The following is a 19496-nucleotide window of genomic DNA, read 5'->3' as shown; positions in this document are numbered from 1 at the left end:
TGTGGCGGGTCAAATCCTTGTGCACTCATGTTGCACTTAAGACCCGCTATACTATTAAAATAATAACGAACTCAATGAGGGCGCCCGTGCCGATATTAAAATACTGTTTGATTGCCTTACTCTTTAGCTTTTCCGCGTCCGCCTATTCGCAAGCCTCAGCCCCGCTAAAGCCAGTGCTAATCACTGGTGCCAGTTCTGGTCTTGGTTTAAGAATGACTGAGGTGTTATCTCAAAACGGTTTTCTAGTTTACGCTGGAGCGCGTAAGCCTGAAGATTTAAAGCGACTTGAAGCAATGCCAAATGTTGAAGCTATCAAGCTTGATGTGCTGGTGCCTGCTGAGATAGATGCCGCGGTCGAAACCGTTAAGCAAAAGGGGCGCGGCCTGTTTGGTTTGATCAACAACGCCGGTGTGGCGGTGTTTGGGCCGATTATCGAAGTCGACGTGGCTGAATTGGAGTATCAATTGAACGTAAATGTGTTGGGTCCATATCGTGTTACTCAAGCATTTTCTCCTCTAATTATTGAGAGTAAAGGTCGCATCGCCACGACGGGGTCGATTGCTGGTACGCTGGCAGGCCCAATGTTTGGTCACTACAGCATGAGTAAGCACGCGATTGAGGCGTTTACCGATGCACTAGCGGTTGAGATGATGCGCTTTGGTGTAACGGTTAGCGTTATTGAACCGGGTAACTATGCATCGCAAATCGGCAACACGGCCAAGAAGCGCATGTTAGCTCGCGACTACTGGTCAGCCGAAACGCGCTATACACAAGAGCGCGAGGGTATGCTGCAGGGCTTGGAAATGGTGACCAAAGGTGCTGATCCGTTAGCTGTTGCCGAGGCAGCGTTAGACATTATGCAGAGCGACAAACCGAAACGTCGCTATATGGTGGTTGACCAAGCGTCTCAGGCGGAAACTACTGTTCGAAAAGCACTTCAGAAAGCACTGCAACTTAATCAGGGGCAGAAGCATCAGTTTGATTCCGCCAAATTGATCGAAATGTTGCAGCAGGAACAACAAAAGCTCGTTGAAAGCAATTAGAGTTTGATGACACGCGGTGCGCTTAATATATGAGCCAGTTCGTTGAATTTTTACATGAGGTGTTCGCTGAGTTCGGTGCCATTCGAAGTCGGCGAATGTTTGGTGGGCATGGTATTTACCATGATGATCTTATGTTTGGATTAGTCGCAGATGATCAGTTATTTATGAAGACCGACCCCACTTCATTGCCGGAATTTGTCGCTGCTGGCTGTGTGCCATTTGAGTTCGATAAAGACGGGAAAAAGATGAAGATGCCTTATTATTTGGCACCTGAGGAAATTTATGATGACCCTGAGCGAGCGTCATATTGGGCTAATCTAAGTTACTCCTCTGCGTTGCGATCTGCAGCCAAACAGCCGTCGCGACGCAAAAAGCGCAACTGAGCTTTGGGTAAATTAATCTATAGGGCTTTGCACTATGTCGACTCTCAGCACTAAGAAATTATTAAACAGCAAATGGACTAAACTCAATCCGGAGAATAAAGAGAAACACTTTTTAGTAGTGCGTATTGACCGTGATGAAGAAGAGCAGATAGTCGATTGCGTGATAGAGGCCGTATTGAGTCGACGTCAGTCACATATTAAGTGGCGAGATTTAGCGGATTCCACACAATGGCAGAGCGGTTGGAGCCGCTAAACCAGTCATAAGCCCTTCGCCGCGGGTAATAGTAAGCCCTTAGCTGCAGGTAGTAGTAAGTCCTTAGCTGCAGGTAGTAGTAAGCCGAACTTAACAGCTAATCTTTGCCTTTCGAAGCCAGCACCAATAATCCGGCTGCAATCGCCAAGTTTTTAATGAAATTCTGCATTTCGTGAGCCTGGCTTGGGTCGCCACTAAGTGACCAGAAGTTGTGAATAAAGACATTAATTAGGATCGTCAGCCCAAATAGTATGAGCGCGCTAATGCGTAGATTTTTGCCCACAATAATCGACAGTCCTAAGCCTACCTGTAACAAAATTGTGACCGGCAATAGCGCATTCGCTAGCGGCACGCCTTTGCTCACCATGAGTGTTAGTGTGTTTTGGTAGTCGACTATTTTCATAACGCCTGGAACGAAAAAATATAAGCCCAACAACTTGTGGCCGATGATGAAATATACGTTGTCGAAGCGTTTTAATAATTGGTTCATAGTGATTCGCCGCGTTGCGAGTTAATTGGTGGTTACGAGTAGCTGATTGACTATAACTCAGTTGGATCAGTTTTGTGCTGTGACAAGTAATACAGCAGCACGGCGGCTTTCTTGGCATTAGTGCCGAAGCTTTGCATGTCCGCAATTTCATATTTGGTATGCCCGCCACTGCCCATTAGGCCTAAGCCATCTAAACTCATGGTGACGTATTCGGCAGTAAATGAAATGTCCGCGGCGCCGGCGTTGCGGGGGTTAACGGCAATTACAGGGCCGAATCCGAGTGATTCGCTGGCGGCACTATATAGTGCAAGCAAGTTGCGGTTGCCAGCTGTCGGCGCCATCGGCGGGTAGCCATCATCGATCACCAGAGTGGCCGAAGTATGTGGCAGGTTTTGTTGAACAATATTTTGCATTACCTGTTTCGCATGCGCGAGTTCGTCTGGAGTTAGTGCCCTTAACCCACCGGTTACTTTAGTGGTCTGCGCAATAACATTGCTTTTGCCGAACGCGCGGCCACTGGCTGATTGCTCATCATATTCAACTTCTGTGCCGCCAAGCATTAGTCCGGGATTAAACGTGAGTTCACCGTAGTCAGAAAGCCCTTCGCGAAATTCATTGAGAATTCTTGCCGTTTCAAATATTGCACCTGCGCCGACCTCGGGTTGAAATATCTGTGATGAATGTGCCGGTTTACCGCTGACGTTAAGTTCCCACGATACTGACCCGCGACGCGCGATCACCGCAGTTTTTATATCGCTATCGCCGTCCTCAAAACCTAGTGCGATGTCAGCCCATTTAGCGGCGTCGATTAGAGCGGCCTTGGACTTGCTGAGTGGTTCTCCACTGCGTTCTTCGTCACCAGTTAACACCACTTTGATGCTCAACTGGTCGAGTGTGCCGCTGGCTTGAAGTGCGCCTAATGCAAGCAAAATAATGCTATTGCCACCTTTCATATCGGTAATGCCTGGGCCCGCCACATAACGCTCGTCGATTGGGCGATATTGTTGAAAAGCGTCAGCCGGTGCGAATACGGTGTCTAAATGGCCAATCAATAAAATCTTGGGCGCATTGGTGTGCTTGGATAGGTGTTCGGCGACGAGATGACCTGCGCGCCCAAATGATTGGCCATCTACCCAGTGAGTCTGAAATCCGATTGCGTTAAATTGAGACTGATAAAATTGGCCGACCTGTTTTACACCGGCAAGATTAAGGGTGCCACTATTAATGTTAACGGCCTGCTCTAAGCGTGCGGTCGCAACTGTTAAGTTTTGATCAATGAACGTGACGAGTTTCTGTTTAGTGGAGTCTTTGTCGGGAATGAGGGCTGATTCGCCACCAATTGCCAGCAGGGTTAAACAAAAATAGAGAGTTAAGCCAGTAAAAAATTGAGTCATTGTCACAGTTTGGTGATGATCATCCGTTACGGTAAGATATTGAACCTGCGGGTTAATGTCCACCATCGGACTAATTCGCACTAAAATCAGATATTATTATCTCCTTTATTTCACTCGTTATTGGCACGGTCATTATGAAATTCATCCCCATTCTTAGTGTGATCTCGCTGGCTTTATTAGCTGGTTGTGGATCAGATTCAAATAAACCAGTTCAGCTTTCAAGCGACGTTGCGCCTGGAACTACGCAAAATGTCATCCTGATGATTGGCGATGGAATGGGGGTTACACAGATATCCGCGGCGATGCAAGCTCGTCGCCAAGCCCTTGAGCTAGAGCGTTTTGAAACGGTTGGCTTGATTAAAACTAGTAGTGCGACTGAGCAAATCACCGACTCCGCGGCTGGCGCCACGGCTTTTTCCGCCGGTATAAAAACGTATAATGGAGCGATTGCGGTCGATAAGCATAATCGCTCAACCGAAACCATTCTCGAGCTATTAGGCAATAAAGGTTATGCCACTGGCTTGGTCGCCACATCAACCATTACGCATGCTACGCCAGCAAGTTTTTACGCGCATGAAGATAGTCGAGAAAACTACTATCAGATCGCGACACATATGAAAAAAGCGCCGTTAGATCTGTTTATTGGCGGTGGGCGTAGCCACTTTGAAAATCGCACTGACCCGAATCGAGGCAAAGTGGATGACCGCAATCTTATTGATGAGATGACCGCGTCGGGTTTTACCTTTGTTGACAGCTTGTCGGCTCTTGGTAAGGCCAAAGGCAAGGTCGGGTATTTTATTGCTGACGGTCATGCTGAATCAGTCGCGAAAGGTCGTGGTGATATCTTGTCGCGCTCGGTGCCAACGTCTATTCGTCACCTGCGTTCACGCACAGAGCATGGCTTCTTTTTGATGATTGAGGGCTCACAAATTGATTGGGGCGGCCACGAAAACAACCATGAGTATGTGATTTCCGAGCTGTATGACTTTGATGAAGCCATTGGTAAAGCATTGGATTTCGCGATTGCCGACGGTAATACGCTCGTTATTGTGACGGCCGATCACGAAACCGGTGGCCTGACACTAGCGGCTGATCCTGATGAAAACGGTGAAACATCTTATACCGAGGCCGGTCATCAGTTTAGCACTCGAGGTCACACGTCGGCGATGGTTCCGGTATTTGCCTATGGGCCGGGTTCTGAGCGATTTGCTGGGGTTTACGAAAATACCGATGTGCATAAGAAGATCCTGCAAGCGATGGGTATTGAGTGAGCGCGGTAAATAGTCTGTACTCTGAGTTGACCCTGCCATGCGGGGTCACCTTAGCTAACCGGTTTGGTAAGAGTGCCATGACTGAGGGTTTAGCCGACCCGCATGATAATCCGACTGCTGAGCTAAATCGATTGTATAAAACATGGTCGCAGGGCGGAACTGGTTTGTTGATCAGTGGCAACGTCATGGTCGATCGCCGTTATCTTGAGCGCGCCGGTAATGTGGTGTTAGACGATGATCGAGCGATGGCTGAATTACAAGACTGGGCCCGCTGCGGCACCGTGCAAGGTAATCAGCTCTGGATGCAAATTAATCATCCCGGTCGCCAGTGTCCGCGCATGGTCAATAATCAACCGTTAGCGCCGTCCGAAGTGCAATTACAGATATTGGGTAATTTTTCTCGTCCTCGAGCAATGAGTGAGGACGACATTGAAGACGTAATACAACGTTTTGCGACGACTGCGAAACTTGCACAGCAAGGTGGTTTTACCGGTGTGCAAGTGCACTGCGCGCACGGTTACTTGATTAGCCAATTCCTCAACCCACTGGTAAACAAACGCAATGACCAATGGGGCGGTAGCTTGGAAAATCGTGCCCGTCTGGCACGTCGTATCATACAGGCAGTACGTGCGGCAGTTGGCCCTAACTTTCCGGTTGCGGCTAAATTGAATTCGGCTGACTTCCAGAAGGGCGGCTTCAGCGTTGAGGAGTGTATCCAGGTCGCCACCTGGCTGGCTGAGGATAGCTTAGACTTGTTAGAGATATCTGGTGGCAATTATGAGCAGTTGAGTTTACTCGGGGCTGAGCCACAAGATGTGCGTGACAGTACGCGCAAACGCGAAGCATACTTTCTTGATTATGCCAAAGCGATAAAATCGGCCGCAAAAATTCCATTAATGGTCACCGGTGGGTTTCGGAGTTCGTCGGTGATGCAAGATGCTCTTGCTGATGGTGAGCTTGATATTGTTGGGCTAGCTCGTCCCTTTTGCACTCAACCGGATTTGGTTAACCAAATTCAAAACGAGTCAATCGCGCAGGTTGATACCTACGAAAGCGGTCTGGTTTTAGGTCGTGGATTTTGGGGCGAAAACAGTCGCTCAACGCTGGTCAAGTCGATTAATAGTTTTGGTCAGGTAGGGTTCTACTACTGGCAAATAATACGCTTAGCCAGGGGGCAGTCAGTGCAAACTGATTTGGGTGTGTTCAGGGCTTTTGTGAAGCATATGGTTAATGATTTTCGTCTTAACCTGCGGCGTAAGCGCGCTCGCTAATCAGCGATGCTAGGATTGCTTTCGGTGTCAGTAGGCTCTGTAATGTGTTCAATAAATGAGATCGATGTCACTGGCAACCACCGCGAACGGTCTTGTTTTGATAACAATATAAACAGTTGGCTGTCATCAAAGCCTCGATAGCGCCAGCCGCTGAGGAGCTGCTCTTCGCCACGTAGTTTGACGTTAACCCAGCTGTGGTTAGGCACTAAAAATGCTTTAACCGATGAGTTGTGGAGTTCAAACGCCATGATCAAGACCGGTCTGTTGATGGTCGGGACGGCGGTGGATATTTAGGCCTCGTGCGTTCATTACCGAATTATAGAGCCTCGCTGCGTAAATTGCGTCAATGATCTAGAATGATGTCTTACTTCCACTAATTACTCGTTTACCGAGACACTGATTATGACTGTTTACGCAATCGCTCAATTTGAAATTCACAACCGCGACTCTTACGACAAGTACACGGCTCAGTTTTGGGACGTGTTTAAACAGTTCAAAGGATCCCTACTAGTCAATGATGAGGCGCCTAAAGTGTTAGAAGGCGAGTGGCCAAAGGATAAAATTGTGGTTATGTCGTTTCCCGACGAAGCCGCATTTATGGAATGGGTAACGTCGCCGCAATACCGAGAGATTGCAAAGCACCGAATTGCCGGTGCTACCGGCCCAGTGTTGTTGGCTCAAGGCGTGCAATTCTAGTATTGATGCGCTAACTATTTCGCTTCGCAAGCTGTAAGCACACGGTGTGAGAATTGCGCACTGTATGACCAACGGCTTAATCCCTTAATGTCAATACTCGTTGGCTGCACAAGTGTTTGCGGCTGACTGTTAGTCATCTAAATCTGAGGACGTTATGGTCTTAAAAGAATCAAAGCTCTGGTTTTATTTAGCACTTGTTATTGCTTTTGCAGTGCTAATCAATCTACTGTCACCGATTTTGGCACCGTTTATCTTTGGTGCTTTGCTGGCTTACCTTGGTGACCCACTGATCGATCGGCTCGAGACTTGGAAACTATCGCGTGGCTTTGCCGTTGCTTGCGTATTTATTGTGCTGGTGGTGATTATTAGTTTGCTCATATTATTATTGGTGCCGATGCTGCAGAGTCAGATAGATGGCTTGATAGAGCGCGCGCCAGAAATTGGCGACTGGTTAGATACCACCGCAACGCAGCTGGGTCAGTATTTTGGTGTCAATGCCGATGCGATTAACTTTAAGACCTTAGCTAAAGAGTATTTGCCTGAGGCTGGCAATGCTACTAAGGACTTTGTAAAAGCCGTGTTTGAATCCGGCGGAGCGCTGCTAAGTGGCATTGTGTTTGTGACGCTTACACCGGTCATTACGTTCTACTTAATGCGTGACTGGGACGATTTGGTCGAGCGAATCTATGACCTTATACCTCGATCAATGAAAGCCACCGCAGCAAACCTAGCCAAGGAGTCTGACTCAATGGTCAGTGCATTTTTGCGTGGGCAATTTTTGGTCATGACCGGTTTGGGTACTATTTATTCGGTTGGTTTATCGTTTGTTGGTTTGCAATTTGCGTTGCTGGTTGGGTTTATCGCCGGGGTTATGAGTTTTATTCCGTACCTTGGTACGGCGGTTGGATTGATTTTGGCCGGGGTATTATTTGTCGCGCAATATCAGGACTGGATAGCACTCTGGAAGGTGGCTCTGGTATTCGCTGTCGGTCAAACTATTGAAGGTTATTTGTTGACGCCCTTGTTGGTTGGAGACCGCATTGGCTTGCATCCGGTTGCGGTTATTTTTGCTGTATTAGCCGGTGGCCAATTGTTCGGCTTTGTTGGAATTCTTCTTGCCTTGCCGGTGTCTGCAGTATTAGCTGTGGTTCTTAGGTATGTCGTTAAGCAATACAAAGAGAGCCACTTATACAATGACGAGCATGTTTCTACTGCCACGCCGCCAGATTAAAAGTGTCGCGTCATCCCTTGGTCGGCTATTGAATTATTAGTGCTTGACGATTGTCATGTCGATTGCTATCTTTGCTTGATTGATATCAAAGTGATATCACATTGATTTATTTGAATTGAGTGCTAGTTGCTCAATGTGTTAATTATCGTAAGCAGGAGCGTTCCATGATTCAGCAAAAATCAGCATTCACTTTTAATGGCTACCTATCAGCCGTGGTTATTTTGGGGTTACAGATTGGCCTTGTCGCATTTTTTATATCAGTGATTCGCACCGCGGTATTGGCCGACCAAGCTCCGCAATTTATTCATTTAATTTTGTGTGTGCTGGCATTTATATTAGTGACCTTGTGTTGGTTTGGGCTGTTTAATGTGGCACCTAATCAAGGAAAAATTTTGCAATTATTCGGTAAATATAAAGGTACTGAACATAATGCAGGCTTGCGCTGGGCCAACCCCTTGTTTACCAACACGCCTATCTCCATCAAAATACGTAATTTTGAAAGTAGTAAAATGAAGGTTAACGATGCATCGGGCAGTCCAATTGAGATTGCGGCCGTAGTAGTGTGGCGAGTCGTTGATTCCGCCGAGGCGTTTTTCGAAGTTGATGACTTTGAGAGTTTTGTCACTATTCAATCAGAGTCGGCGTTGCGCAACTTGGCGAATCAATACCCTTACGAGAGTAACGAAGCAAGTCAGCTCTCGTTGCGTAGCGATCCACTTGAAGTTGCCGATAAGCTTAAAGAAGAAATTCAAGCGCGACTGAATAAAGCTGGCGTCGAAGTCATTGAGGCGCGTATTTCACACCTTGCGTACTCTACTGAAATTGCCCAGGCGATGTTGCGTAAGCAGCAAGCTGGTGCGGTATTGGCTGCGCGCCGTATCATTGTGCAAGGTGCGGTGGAGATGGTGACGGATGCCATCGATACCCTGACTCGCGACCATGATTTTGAGTTGGATGATGAGCGCAAGGCTAGTATGGTGAGTAACCTGCTGGTGGTAATTTGTAGTGAGCAGCAAACTCATCCAGTGGTCAACGCCGGCTCTATCTATTAGGCTCGTCTGCTTATCTTGACTACCTGACTTGATTATCTAATTTAGGAGTATCGTGGCTAAAAAAGCATACCCATTGCGTATTAACGAGCAGGTGTTGGCAGCTCTGCAGCGTTGGGCCGACGATGATTTACGCAGTGTGAATCAACAAATAGAGTACGTATTGCGCGACGCCCTAGTAAAAGCGGGGCGTGTCAAACTAGTGCAAAAGGCCGTAACCGAAATCAAAGAGATTGGAGATGATGATTAGCTTACACTAGCGTCTCTAGACGTGGGGTATGGGAGCTCGTGAGTGAGTCATTCTTTGGTATGCTTGGCGCAAGATTTCAAAATTGTAATAGAAATTTTTCTCACGACCCGTATAACGCATATAGCTAATGTAAAGCGCACTCACTGGCGTTGCTGGTGCGTGCTAATGCTTGGTGCACCGCACCGCCATTTTTGAATCTCGATGACCAACAAGGGCTTGTATTTTGTTAAACGAATTTGAACGGTTACGTGACTGGTTAAACAGTCAGATTTTAGGGCAACCTGGCCTTGTCGAACGCTTACTAATAACCCTGTTAGCCGACGGCCATTTATTAGTAGAAGGCGCACCGGGGCTGGCTAAGACTAAGGCGATTCAGAGTTTGTCTGAAGGTATCGAAGGTCAGTTTCAGCGTATTCAATTTACCCCAGATTTACTTCCCTCTGACATTACGGGCACCGAAATATACCGGCCGGAAACTGCAAGTTTTAGTTTCCAGCATGGGCCGATATTTCATAATTTGGTGTTGGCTGATGAAATTAACCGTGCTCCCGCGAAAGTTCAGTCAGCATTGTTAGAAGCGATGGCTGAGCGCCAAGTCAGCGTCGGGCGTGAGACGCTAGCGTTGCCGAAGCTGTTTATGGTGATGGCCACACAAAATCCGATCGAACAAGAGGGCACTTATCCGCTACCTGAAGCGCAGCTCGATCGATTCTTGATGCATGTGCGAATTGGCTACCCTGATAGTAACGCTGAGAAACAGATACTTGCGCTATCACGCGGCGAAGCCTTGTCGGACAGGGTTGCCGCGCCCGAGCAACAAATTTCAGAATCCACTATTTTGGCAGCGCGTAAGTCAGTTATGCAAATGCACGTTGCTGACTCAGTCGATGAATACCTAGTCCAATTGGTGTTAGCGACACGCTCGCCACAAAACTACGGTGATGACATCGCCACGTGGCTGGAATACGGTGCTAGCCCACGAGCCACCATTGCGCTAGATCGATGCGCGCGTTCACACGCGTGGCTACAAGGTCGAGACTACGTGTCTCCCGATGATATTCAGGCCGTGGCACATGATTGTCTGCGTCATCGCTTGATTTTGCGTTATGAAGCTGAAGCCGATGGCGTGACCGCAGATGATGTGGTGTCGACATTGTTAAAACGCGTACCGGTTGCCTAAGGTCGAATAGTCTAGTTGCCTAACGACATTGCTGATGGCCATCAATCACATAATTGATAAACACGATATTGAGCGTTTTACGTCGGCTGGCGTAACCGTTGATTTAGCGCGGTTACTGAGGTCCCGTCATTGGGCGCAGAGTCTGTCATTGTTCTCTCGGCAGGCCGCACGGAGTATGTTGTTGGGGGCTGTGCGCTCACGATTTCGCGGGCGCGGCATGGAGTTTGAAGAGGTTCGTCATTACCAAGCTGGCGATGACATACGCAGCATTGATTGGAAAGTTTCGGCACGTACCGGAGAAACCTACACCAAATTGTTTTGTGAAGAACGTGAGCGTCCGTGCCACATTATGGTGGATCAACGACCTTCTTTGTTCTTCGGTTCAACACGGCAATTCAAATCAGTATTGGCTGCAGAACTAGCAGCGGCTCTCGCTTGGGCCGCTTTAAAAGGTGGGGATCGAATCGGCGGGCAGGTGCTTACGGTCGGAGCTGAGCGCGATAGTCGTGCGCGGCGGAACAAGTCAGCCGTACTGAAGTTTATCCACGATATTGTCGATTTGAATCACCGGCTGATTTCGCCACCGAGCGATTTTCCAGCGGTGAGTAGTTCGAGAGATAGTCAAGTTGCTGCCGGTTCCTTAGCCCACAGTTTAGAGGAGTGTCGTCGTATTACTCGTCCTGGCACGGCTATTTTCATTATCAGTGACTTCCATGATTTCGACGATGCGGCAGCACGCGCTTTGAGCACACTTGGCAAACACACTGATCTCACCCTTTTGCAAATCACGGATCCGTTGGAAGCAGAAATGCCGCTGGCGGGTCGGTTTGCTATCAGTAACGGCGTAGTTGACCGCAACGTGTCAATTACCCCGGCAATTCAACGTGCTTACCTGCAAGAGCTTGAACTACAAAATAAGGCGCTGCAATCTGCCGCGCGGCAAGCACGTGCGCGCATGACGAGTGCTAGTACGCAAGACTCCGCGCGCGACATTCTCAATGCTGTTTACCGGCGTTAGCGAGGCGAATGAATGTCGACTTCCACACCTATCGATTTAGCCGAACGCTTACACGATGTGCACCTTCCGCCTGAGGTTGCCGCTTGGCCGCTAGCGCCCGCGTGGTGGTTGTTGTTCGGCGTGTTAGTTTGTTTGACAGCGTTCTTTATTTGGTGGCGTCGTCGCCGGCAACGTCGGCGAGCGGCTAACCTGTATCGCGTGTCGGCGCAGAGTGAGCTAGAGTCGGCCTATCAGCAATGGCAAGAGTCTGGTAACGATGTGGCTTTTCTCCGAGTTGCAAATAGTCTGCTAAAACGCTGTTGCTTACATCTTCAACCTTGGTTGGCAGCGGGTCATCTTGGTGCGGCTTGGTGTAATGAGTTGCGTCGCTTGAGTCCTGGATCGTTGTCGCCCGAGTCGGAACTAGCGTTAACGGTTGAGTTATATCAAGCCAATCCAACCGTTGATGTGGACGAAGTCTATCGCGAAGTGTTGCACTGGTTAGACCAGCATTCTAGCGTCAACCAGGCTAACTCAGGTGAATCAGCTGACGAGGGTAGCGATGCTTAATTGGTTGTGGCCTTATGCTTTTCTACTGCTGCCGTTGCCTATCCTGTGGCGCTGGCTGATGCCGGCCCGTGACGCGGCACAAGGAGCGTTGCGAGTACCGTTTTTTGGGCTCATGGAGACGCTCTCCCATTCATCGACTACGGTTCGATCAACTCATTGGTTGCGTGCCATCCTTTGCTGGTTAATTTGGCTTGCCTTGGTGTGCGCGGTGGCAAGGCCCACTTTTTATGGTGATCCAGTGCAGGTGCCGCAGGAGCGTCGCGATTTGATGCTCGCTGTCGATATATCGTTGTCAATGAAAGAGGCCGATATGGCGGTTCAGGGACAATATGTTCAGCGAGTACAAGCAGTAAAATACGTCGTTGGCAATTTTGTAGAACAACGCAAAGGCGATCGACTTGGCCTGATATTGTTTGGTGAACAAGGGTATTTGCAAACGCCACTCACCTTTGATGCAAACACTGTGAATCAACAGCTGCAGGAGGCTCAACTTGGCTTTGCTGGAAACGCGACAGCGATTGGTGATGCCATTGGACTCGCGGTAAAGCATTTGCGCGACCGACCCGCTGACAGTCGTGTATTGATACTGCTGACCGACGGCGCGAATACCGCTGGCACGGATCCAGTTAAAGCAACAGCGGTCGCGGCCGAAGCTGGAATACGTATTTATACCGTCGGTGTTGGCGCTGATACGCGCGTGGTAAGAGGCATGCTCGGTGGTTCTCGGGTCATGCCCGTAGCCACAGATTTAGACGAGCCTACCTTGCAGGCCATTGCCAACAGCACCGGTGGCCAGTATTTTCGGGCACGTAATCCAGACGAGTTAGCCGACATATATGCTGAGCTTGATCGTCTAGAGCCGATTCCTGAAGATCAGACCTTTCGCCCTACCATTAGCTTGAGCCATTGGGCTATCTTAGCGGCGTTGCTGCTTATATTAGTGCTGTTGCTGGTGACACATTGGTCGCGCGCTAGCAACGCCAAAGGTGAATTGGGATGAGTGAATTACAGGACTTCCATTTTATTCGACCGCTCTGGTTGCTTGCTGTACCACTTGCCGTTTTGTTGTTTGGCTTGGTGCAACGCCGCTCACAAGCGGGGCAATGGAGCGAATACTTGCCGCCGGCAATGCTTAGCGCATTGCAGGTCTCAATGAGTGCTCGTAGTAAAGTATGGCCTTGGCTAAGTCTGTTTGCAGTCTGTGTGTTAATTATTGCGAGCGCTGGGCCTACCATGAGCCAACAAGCGGTACCCACCGTGCGCAATGCTGGCGCGTTAGTGATCGCGCTGGATTTGTCTCCATCGATGTTAGCGGAGGATTTAACCCCCAGTCGTTTAGAGCGCGCAAAATTTAAGTTAATCGATATTTTACGGGCTCAGGCAGACGGGCAAGTGGCGTTAATCGCTTATGCTGGGGATGCCCACACGGTTAGCCCGCTGACCGATGACCCGCAGACGATTCAAGCATTGCTGCCAGCATTGCATCCGAATGTTATGCCGATTGCTGGTAGTAATACCGAGGCAGCACTAGATTTGGCTCAAAATCTTTTGCGTGATGCCGGATTGTCACAAGGTGATATTTTGTTGATAACCGATGGCGTTGCACAAGATGCCGCTCGCTATATAGCGAATCGACTGGAAGTCGGTAATACCGTTTCGATTCTCGGTGTGAGTGGCATAGAGCCGGCGCCGATACCCAAAGCCGGTGGTGGGTTTGTTCAAACTAGTCGCGGTGAGATTGTCTTGACTGCCGTCGATGCCGTAGGTTTGCGAAAGTTGGCCTCCCAAGCGGGAGGGCAGTTTGCAAGAATTAGTACCACTGACTCTGATCTTGCTAGGATCCTAAAAGACCGCTTCGAGCAGCCCGATGAAGTTGTCGAGGTCGAGGGTTTAGGTAAATGGAGTAGTTGGGATGATTTAGGGCATTGGTTGGTACTGTTGGTCTTGCCATTTGCGCTTTATAGTTTCCGTAAGGGTTTAATTTACGTGTTACCACTGGTGATTATGTTGCCGCAAGATGCATCGGCGCAATCCTGGTTTGAGACACTTTGGAAGACACCTGATCAACGCGCTGCGCAACTGTTTGAGCAGGGAGAGTTTGATCAAGCGGCTAATGCATTCGAGCGGCCGGACTGGCAGGCTGTGTCGCAGTACCGTGCCGGTAACTATACCGAATCTGCCAAGCAGTTCGCTGCTCTGCAAGATCGTTTGGGGCTTGAAGCCTTATATAACCAAGGGAATGCGCTGGCCATGAGTGGCGATTTTAAGGGCGCTTTAGCCGCCTATAAGCGAGTACTGGAAGCGGCCCCGCAACACAGTGACGCGCTCCACAATAAGGCGGTGATCGAAGACATCTTGCAGCAACAAAACCAAGATCAGCAAAACCAAGATCAGCAAAACCAAGATCAGCAAAACCAAGATCAGCAAAACCAAGATCAGCAAAACCAAGATCAGCAAAACCAAGATCAGCAGAACCAAGATCAGCAGAACCAAGATCAACAGAACCAAGATCAACAGAATCAAGATCAACAGAACCAAGATCAACAGAACCAAGATCAACAGAACCAAGATCAACAGAATCAAGATCAACAGAATCAAGATCAACAAAACCAAGACCAGCAAAACCAAGACCAGCAAAACCAAGATCAACAGAAGCAAGATCAACAGAACCAAGATCAACAGAACCAAGATCAACAGAACCAAGATCAACAGAACCAAGATCAACAGAACCAAGATCAACAGAACCAAGATCAACAGAACCAAGATCAACAGAACCAAGATCAACAAACCTCATCTACCGAATCGCAAGATGACGAGCTCGAAGCATCTGATGAGACTGATGAAGCGCCTTTGCCGCCGGTCGAGCCTGATTTAAGCGAAGCGAGCGAACAATGGTTAAGGACTATTAAAGATGACCCTAGTGGCTTATTACGGCGTAAATTTGACTACCAGTCTCGCCTGCGAGCACAAGAAAACGACTCAACAACACAAGGTGAGGAGCGATACTAAATGAAGCAATTGCATAGTTATCTTCGACTGTTCGGCGTCGGTCTGCTGCTTAGCTGTTGTTGTGTCATCAGTGTGCAGGCCGCCACGCTCAGCAGTACAGTGAATCGAAATGAGTTGGGGATCAACCAAACCTTGGTGTTGACGGTAATTTACGATGACCAGGTGGATTCTTCGGCGATTGATGTGTCGTCACTAGTCAGTGATTTTGATGTGCTGGGAGTTAGCCCGCAAACCAGTAGCTCGATGACGATTGTCAACGGCGTCACTGAAAACAATTCCACTACCCGTTGGAGCATTACTCTTGCGCCAAAACGAGAGGGTAAGTTGCAGATTCCGTCGTTTACGATCGGTTCAGCAAAAAGCCAACCTATCTCGATCTCAGTAAGTGATACCGCGTCAACCGGCAGCACAACCGCCGCCAATCAACCGCTGGCAGTGAGCGTTTCAGTAGAGCCAGATTCCGTGTACGCAGACCAACAATTCATTCTCAAGGTGCAGTTAGTTGTAACTCAGAACTTGAGTGATCTTGGTGGCTCGCAATTATCGATTGAAGGCGGCGATATACAGCCGTTAGGGCAGCAAACGTATCAACAGGTCGACAACGGAATTGCAACTCAGGTCGTCGAATTGCGCTACGCGATCTTTCCACAAAAGGCCGGTGATTTGACCATTCCGTCACTGCGATACACTGGCGTGCTTGGTGGTCGACGCAGTATTTTTGATAGCTTTGGTATGCGCGGTGAGCAAGTGATTGCCCGTAGCCAACCAATAACCGTTGCGGTGAAGCCTAAATCAGAGCGTGCTAACGCCTCGTGGTTTCCGGCCTCTGAGGTTGCAGTGGACTCTTCTTGGTCTAGTGACATATCGCAGCTTAAGGTTGGTCAGCCAGTGACTCGTACCATTACCATTACCGCACAAAATCAGCGCAGCTCGGTCATTCCGCCATTGCCCAGCATGTTGGATTCGAGTTACTACAAGTCCTACCAAGACCAGCCTCAGTTGAGCGATGAGGTGACCGAGCAGGGCATTATTGGAACTCGAATTGAGTCGCAAGCGATTGTCGCATCGACTTCTGGCGAACTGCGCTTGCCAGAAATCCGTATTCCTTGGTGGAACACGCAAACTGGTGAATGGGAAGACGCTGTGGTGCCAGAGCAAGTGTTAGTTGTGGCAGCCGATGATGTGGGCTTAACGGCGTCGGGTTCCGAACCAGGAGTTTCGATATCAAACACGAGCGCCGCGCAACAAGCTGTGGCCGATCAAACTGAATCTGTTGAAGCTCTGTCAAACTTAGTATGGATCGCCGTGGTGTCTGTATTAGCGCTGATTATTGCGCTGCAGTTCTTTGTGATAATACGGCTGAATAAGCAACTAACCGCTATTCGAGAGCATCCAATGAGCGTGTTGGATGAGCAAGATTTATCGGCTGAAGAGGCTTGGTCGGTAGTACTTGACCAACTTAAAAAGGAAGACCCGTCGGGCACGCGTCTGGCGTTGACGCATTGGTTGAGAATTGCCTTGCAAGCGGATAACGATACGCCGTTAACGGTGTTACTCGCGACACTCAACGACGATCAATTGAGCCACGAGGTCGCGCGCTTAGATCGCACTTTGTACCAACACGGCGAAGGTTTCAATCCAGATCAGTTAGCGACAGCGGCGTTGGCGGTGCGAGACAAGTTTGAGTCTGACTACAAGGGATCGACTAAATCTGCTTTGCCGCCGCTGTATCCGAGCTAGTTCGCAGGACCGCAAGGATGCGGAGGAGCAGTTATCTAGAGCGACACTCTGCGCTCAAACGGTGCTTTAACGTCTGCTATAGTGTGGCGTATTTAATCGTAAGCGTGCTGGTGGTTTGATGGTCAAAATCAATTTGCTGGCACTCAAACCCGTCAACTCCGATAGAATTATTATGAAAACACGCTTCACATTATTGTTGTCGCTCTTCACTGTAGTGACGGCCGTGCTGATTAGCACGGCGTATGCCAAACCAACCCTTAGCAGCTTGGAACGTGAAAATTCGCTGCAAAGTGGCTTTGTTGGAATCGTTGACGATCAGCAATCCGGCAAGTTGTATCTACGTATTGATAATCTTGACCAGCAATTCATCTATCAAACGAGCTTGCCGAGTGGGTTGGGGTCTAACGATATTGGCCTAGATCGAGGGCAGTTAGGCGAAACACGCTTGGTCAAGTTTGAGCAGCACGGTAACAAACTATTTCTTAAACAGCTACCAACCGCGTTCCGTGCGGTGACTGATAATGAGCTTGAGGCGGCTGCTATCGATGAGGCATTTGCCGCGTCGGTGTTATGGGGCTTTGAGGTAGTCGATCAAGGCAGTGGCTGGGTTTTAGTTGATGCCAGCGACTTCGTATTGCAAGACATCCACGGGGTTGGACGAACTTTAGCGGCGCGCGGCCAAGGTAAGGGCTACCAAGTTGATGCTTCTCGCTCAGCACTTGATGCCGAGCATAGCAAAGCGTTTCCAGACAATACTGAATTGCAGGCTACCATCACTTTGGTCGGCCAAGAGCCTGGTGAATATTTGACGGAAGCCGCACCAAACCCCTATGCCGTGACGCTTAAAATGCGACATAGTTTTATTCGTCTACCGGAACCTGGGTATCAGGCACGGGCATACCTCCCAAAAAGCGGCTATTGGTCGATTCAATATCAAGATTATGCTCAAGCCATCAATAAGCCTATTACTCAACGCTACATTGGTCGACACCGGTTACACAAGAAAGACCCCGCTGCTGCACGCAGCGAAGCCGTTGCACCGATCGTCTATTACATCGATCCTGGGGTTCCAGAGCCTGTGCGCTCGGCATTGATAGATGGTGCAAAATGGTGGGCCGAGGCTTTTGAAGCATTAGGCTATGTCGATGGTTATCAAGTGAAAATACTGCCCGAGGATGCCGACCCGATGGACCTTCGTTACAACGTGATTCAGTGGGTACATCGGTCCACGCGAGGTTGGTCTTATGGTTCGAGCGTAATTGATCCACGTAATGGTGAAATTATCAAAGGTCATGTCACGCTAGGGTCGCTGCGTGTGCGTCAGGACTATCTCATTGCACAAGGCATGATGGCGCCATTTGCTGACTCTGAAGATGATCAGACTTTAATGGATCTGGCACTCGCACGAATTCGCCAGCTGTCGGCACATGAAGTAGGGCACACCTTAGGCTTGCTGCATAATTTTGCCGCTAGCAATTATGGTCGTGAGTCGGTGATGGATTACCCGCATCCACAATTTGAGTTGGATGGTGAACAGATTGTGGCGCCGAATGCTTATGGCGTGGGACTTGGTAAATGGGACAAAGCAGCAATTGCCTATGGCTACCAAGAGTTCATTGATGAGCAAGGTCAAGCAATCGATGAGCCAGCGGTATTAGCCCAGCTTAATGCGCGTTTACGACAAACTGATGCTGATGGTCTGAAGTATATCAACGACCAAGATGCGCGCGGAGCCGGGAGTCCTCACGCGAATGCCAGTTTATGGGACAACGGTGCTGATGCGGTTACCGAGCTCAAACGTATGTATGCACTGAGACAAGTGGCCTTGGCAAACTTTGGTGCGGCAAATTTAAAGGCCGGCCAACCTTGGTCAGAGCTAGAAGAGATTCTACTTCCGGTGTTTTACTCGCATCGCTACCAAACTGAGGCAGCGGCCAAATGGGTAGGCGGAATGACCTATGAATATGATCGCAAAGATCGTGAGCTGCAAGCAAGCAATGGGCCGTCGGTACAGGTGTTAGGCGGGAATGATCAAACTCGTGCCATGATGGTATTGCTTGAATCTCTGCAAGCTGAATTTCTAGTCTTGCCCGACTCAGCGCTAGCGATGATGGTACCGAAAGCGGCTGAATACGCGCGCTCACGAGAGTCGTTGCACGGCAATACTGGCATCGCGTTTGATCAGGTAGCGCTTGCGACAAAATCAGCGCAACATACTTTATCGTTGATACTGCATCCACAACGGTTAGCACGTTTGCATCAACAGAGTGCCGCTGACCCGACAATACCGTCGATAGCGCAGTTAACCAACGCCCTGCATGCGCAAGTGATTGCGACTGAAAAATCTGGCATCAACGCGGCGATTCATCAGGCGGTGATTGATTTAATTTACTCGAATTATCTTAATATCCTGCAGACGTCGACGGTAGCGCCAGAAGTTAGAGTGGCGATGTTTGAGGCGCTCAATACTGAACGCAATTATCTCGAGCGTCGCTTACCGAAAGCGAGTACAGAATATCGTGCTTCAATCCGTTATCAGCTTAAACGCTTAGAATCACTGAGTGTGTCGCCGAGTGATAAGTTGATTGAGTTGCCAAGCCTGCCACCGGGTTCGCCAATTTAGTTTAGCCGTAGCCAACCCCGCAGTCACCAGCAGTCTCGCTCCTAAT

The 19496-nt window shown here is 49.1% G+C and carries 19 protein-coding genes; 16 read left to right on the top strand and 3 right to left on the bottom strand.

From position 1 onward, the window contains the following. Positions 1-86: 86 nt before the first annotated feature. Genes DFR28_RS09455 through DFR28_RS09445 form a run of 3 tightly spaced genes read left to right on the top strand, consistent with a single transcriptional unit; the run spans position 87 to position 1679 of the window. Positions 87-1043 carry an SDR family oxidoreductase gene (locus DFR28_RS09455; protein ID WP_211316943.1) on the top strand — a complete coding sequence of 319 codons (957 nt, stop codon included), beginning with the start codon at positions 87-89 and terminating at the stop codon, positions 1041-1043. A gap of 29 nt (positions 1044-1072) precedes the next feature. Continuing rightward, positions 1073-1426 (top strand): TfoX/Sxy family protein, encoded by a 354-nt coding sequence (locus DFR28_RS09450; RefSeq protein ID WP_113954080.1) that lies wholly within the window; start codon positions 1073-1075, stop codon positions 1424-1426. A 34-nt stretch (positions 1427-1460) separates the two neighbouring features. Further along, positions 1461-1679, top strand: a complete 219-nt coding sequence (locus DFR28_RS09445; RefSeq protein ID WP_113954079.1) for a TIGR02450 family Trp-rich protein — start codon at positions 1461-1463, stop codon at positions 1677-1679. Positions 1680-1776: 97 nt separating this feature from the next. Here the strand turns inward: DFR28_RS09445 and DFR28_RS09440 are convergent, their stop codons facing one another. Together DFR28_RS09440 and DFR28_RS09435 are read right to left on the bottom strand one after the other, a co-directional pair. Continuing rightward, positions 1777-2169: a DoxX family protein gene (locus tag DFR28_RS09440; RefSeq protein WP_113954078.1), complete on the bottom strand. Its 393-nt coding sequence runs from the start codon at positions 2167-2169 to the stop codon at positions 1777-1779. Positions 2170-2219: 50 nt separating this feature from the next. Continuing rightward, the gene (locus tag DFR28_RS09435) at positions 2220-3563 is read right to left on the bottom strand and encodes a M20/M25/M40 family metallo-hydrolase (RefSeq protein ID WP_113954556.1); all 1344 of its coding nucleotides are present in this window, start codon (positions 3561-3563) and stop codon (positions 2220-2222) included. A gap of 134 nt (positions 3564-3697) precedes the next feature. Here DFR28_RS09435 and DFR28_RS09430 point away from each other — a divergent pair, with 134 nt between their 5' ends. Both DFR28_RS09430 and DFR28_RS09425 read left to right on the top strand, forming a co-directional pair. Beyond that, positions 3698-4834, top strand: a complete 1137-nt coding sequence (locus tag DFR28_RS09430) for an alkaline phosphatase (protein WP_113954077.1) — start codon at positions 3698-3700, stop codon at positions 4832-4834. After that, positions 4831-6105, top strand: a complete 1275-nt coding sequence (locus DFR28_RS09425; protein ID WP_211316941.1) for an NADH:flavin oxidoreductase/NADH oxidase family protein — start codon at positions 4831-4833, stop codon at positions 6103-6105. Before DFR28_RS09430 ends, DFR28_RS09425 begins: the two co-directional genes overlap by 4 nt. On the opposite strand, the gene DFR28_RS09420 is transcribed toward DFR28_RS09425, so the two are convergent. Further along, positions 6102-6353 (bottom strand): hypothetical protein, encoded by a 252-nt coding sequence (locus tag DFR28_RS09420; protein WP_113954076.1) that lies wholly within the window; start codon positions 6351-6353, stop codon positions 6102-6104. The genes DFR28_RS09425 and DFR28_RS09420 overlap by 4 nt on opposite strands. A gap of 154 nt (positions 6354-6507) precedes the next feature. On the opposite strand from DFR28_RS09420, the gene DFR28_RS09415 reads away from it, so the two are divergent. The 11 genes from DFR28_RS09415 to DFR28_RS09365 all read left to right on the top strand — a co-directional run bounded on the left by DFR28_RS09415 (position 6508) and on the right by DFR28_RS09365 (position 19450). Next, complete coding sequence (locus DFR28_RS09415; RefSeq protein WP_113954075.1) at positions 6508-6801, top strand: DUF1330 domain-containing protein; 294 nt, start codon at positions 6508-6510, stop codon at positions 6799-6801. Between the two features lie 154 nt (positions 6802-6955). Further along, complete coding sequence (locus DFR28_RS09410) at positions 6956-8032, top strand: AI-2E family transporter (RefSeq protein WP_113954074.1); 1077 nt, start codon at positions 6956-6958, stop codon at positions 8030-8032. Positions 8033-8196: 164 nt separating this feature from the next. Then, positions 8197-9084 (top strand): SPFH domain-containing protein, encoded by an 888-nt coding sequence (locus DFR28_RS09405; RefSeq protein ID WP_113954073.1) that lies wholly within the window; start codon positions 8197-8199, stop codon positions 9082-9084. A gap of 49 nt (positions 9085-9133) precedes the next feature. Next, positions 9134-9331, top strand: a complete 198-nt coding sequence (locus DFR28_RS09400) for a hypothetical protein (protein ID WP_113954072.1) — start codon at positions 9134-9136, stop codon at positions 9329-9331. Between the two features lie 220 nt (positions 9332-9551). Next, a complete protein-coding gene (locus DFR28_RS09395; RefSeq protein ID WP_113954071.1) occupies positions 9552-10511 on the top strand; it encodes an AAA family ATPase in 960 nt (319 codons plus the stop codon). 34 nt (positions 10512-10545) lie between these two features. Continuing rightward, the gene (locus tag DFR28_RS09390) at positions 10546-11529 is read left to right on the top strand and encodes a DUF58 domain-containing protein (protein ID WP_113954070.1); all 984 of its coding nucleotides are present in this window, start codon (positions 10546-10548) and stop codon (positions 11527-11529) included. Positions 11530-11541: 12 nt separating this feature from the next. After that, positions 11542-12078 carry a DUF4381 domain-containing protein gene (locus DFR28_RS09385; RefSeq protein WP_113954069.1) on the top strand — a complete coding sequence of 179 codons (537 nt, stop codon included), beginning with the start codon at positions 11542-11544 and terminating at the stop codon, positions 12076-12078. Then, a complete protein-coding gene (locus DFR28_RS09380; RefSeq protein ID WP_113954068.1) occupies positions 12071-13078 on the top strand; it encodes a vWA domain-containing protein in 1008 nt (335 codons plus the stop codon). The genes DFR28_RS09385 and DFR28_RS09380 overlap by 8 nt, the downstream gene beginning before the upstream one ends. Further along, a complete protein-coding gene (locus tag DFR28_RS09375; protein WP_113954067.1) occupies positions 13075-15087 on the top strand; it encodes a vWA domain-containing protein in 2013 nt (670 codons plus the stop codon). Before DFR28_RS09380 ends, DFR28_RS09375 begins: the two co-directional genes overlap by 4 nt. Further along, on the top strand, positions 15088-16827 hold the full coding sequence (locus DFR28_RS09370) for a BatD family protein (protein WP_113954066.1): 1740 nt from the start codon (positions 15088-15090) through the stop codon (positions 16825-16827). A 172-nt stretch (positions 16828-16999) separates the two neighbouring features. Next, entirely contained in the window at positions 17000-19450 is a 2451-nt protein-coding gene (locus DFR28_RS09365) for a zinc-dependent metalloprotease (RefSeq protein ID WP_170132046.1), read from the top strand. Positions 19451-19496: the final 46 nt, after the last annotated feature.

Source organism: Arenicella xantha (genome assembly GCF_003315245.1).
GTDB lineage: Bacteria > Pseudomonadota > Gammaproteobacteria > Arenicellales > Arenicellaceae > Arenicella > Arenicella xantha.
The sequence above is the reverse complement of the archived record's forward strand: the minus strand, read 5'-3'. Positions and strand labels throughout refer to the sequence as shown.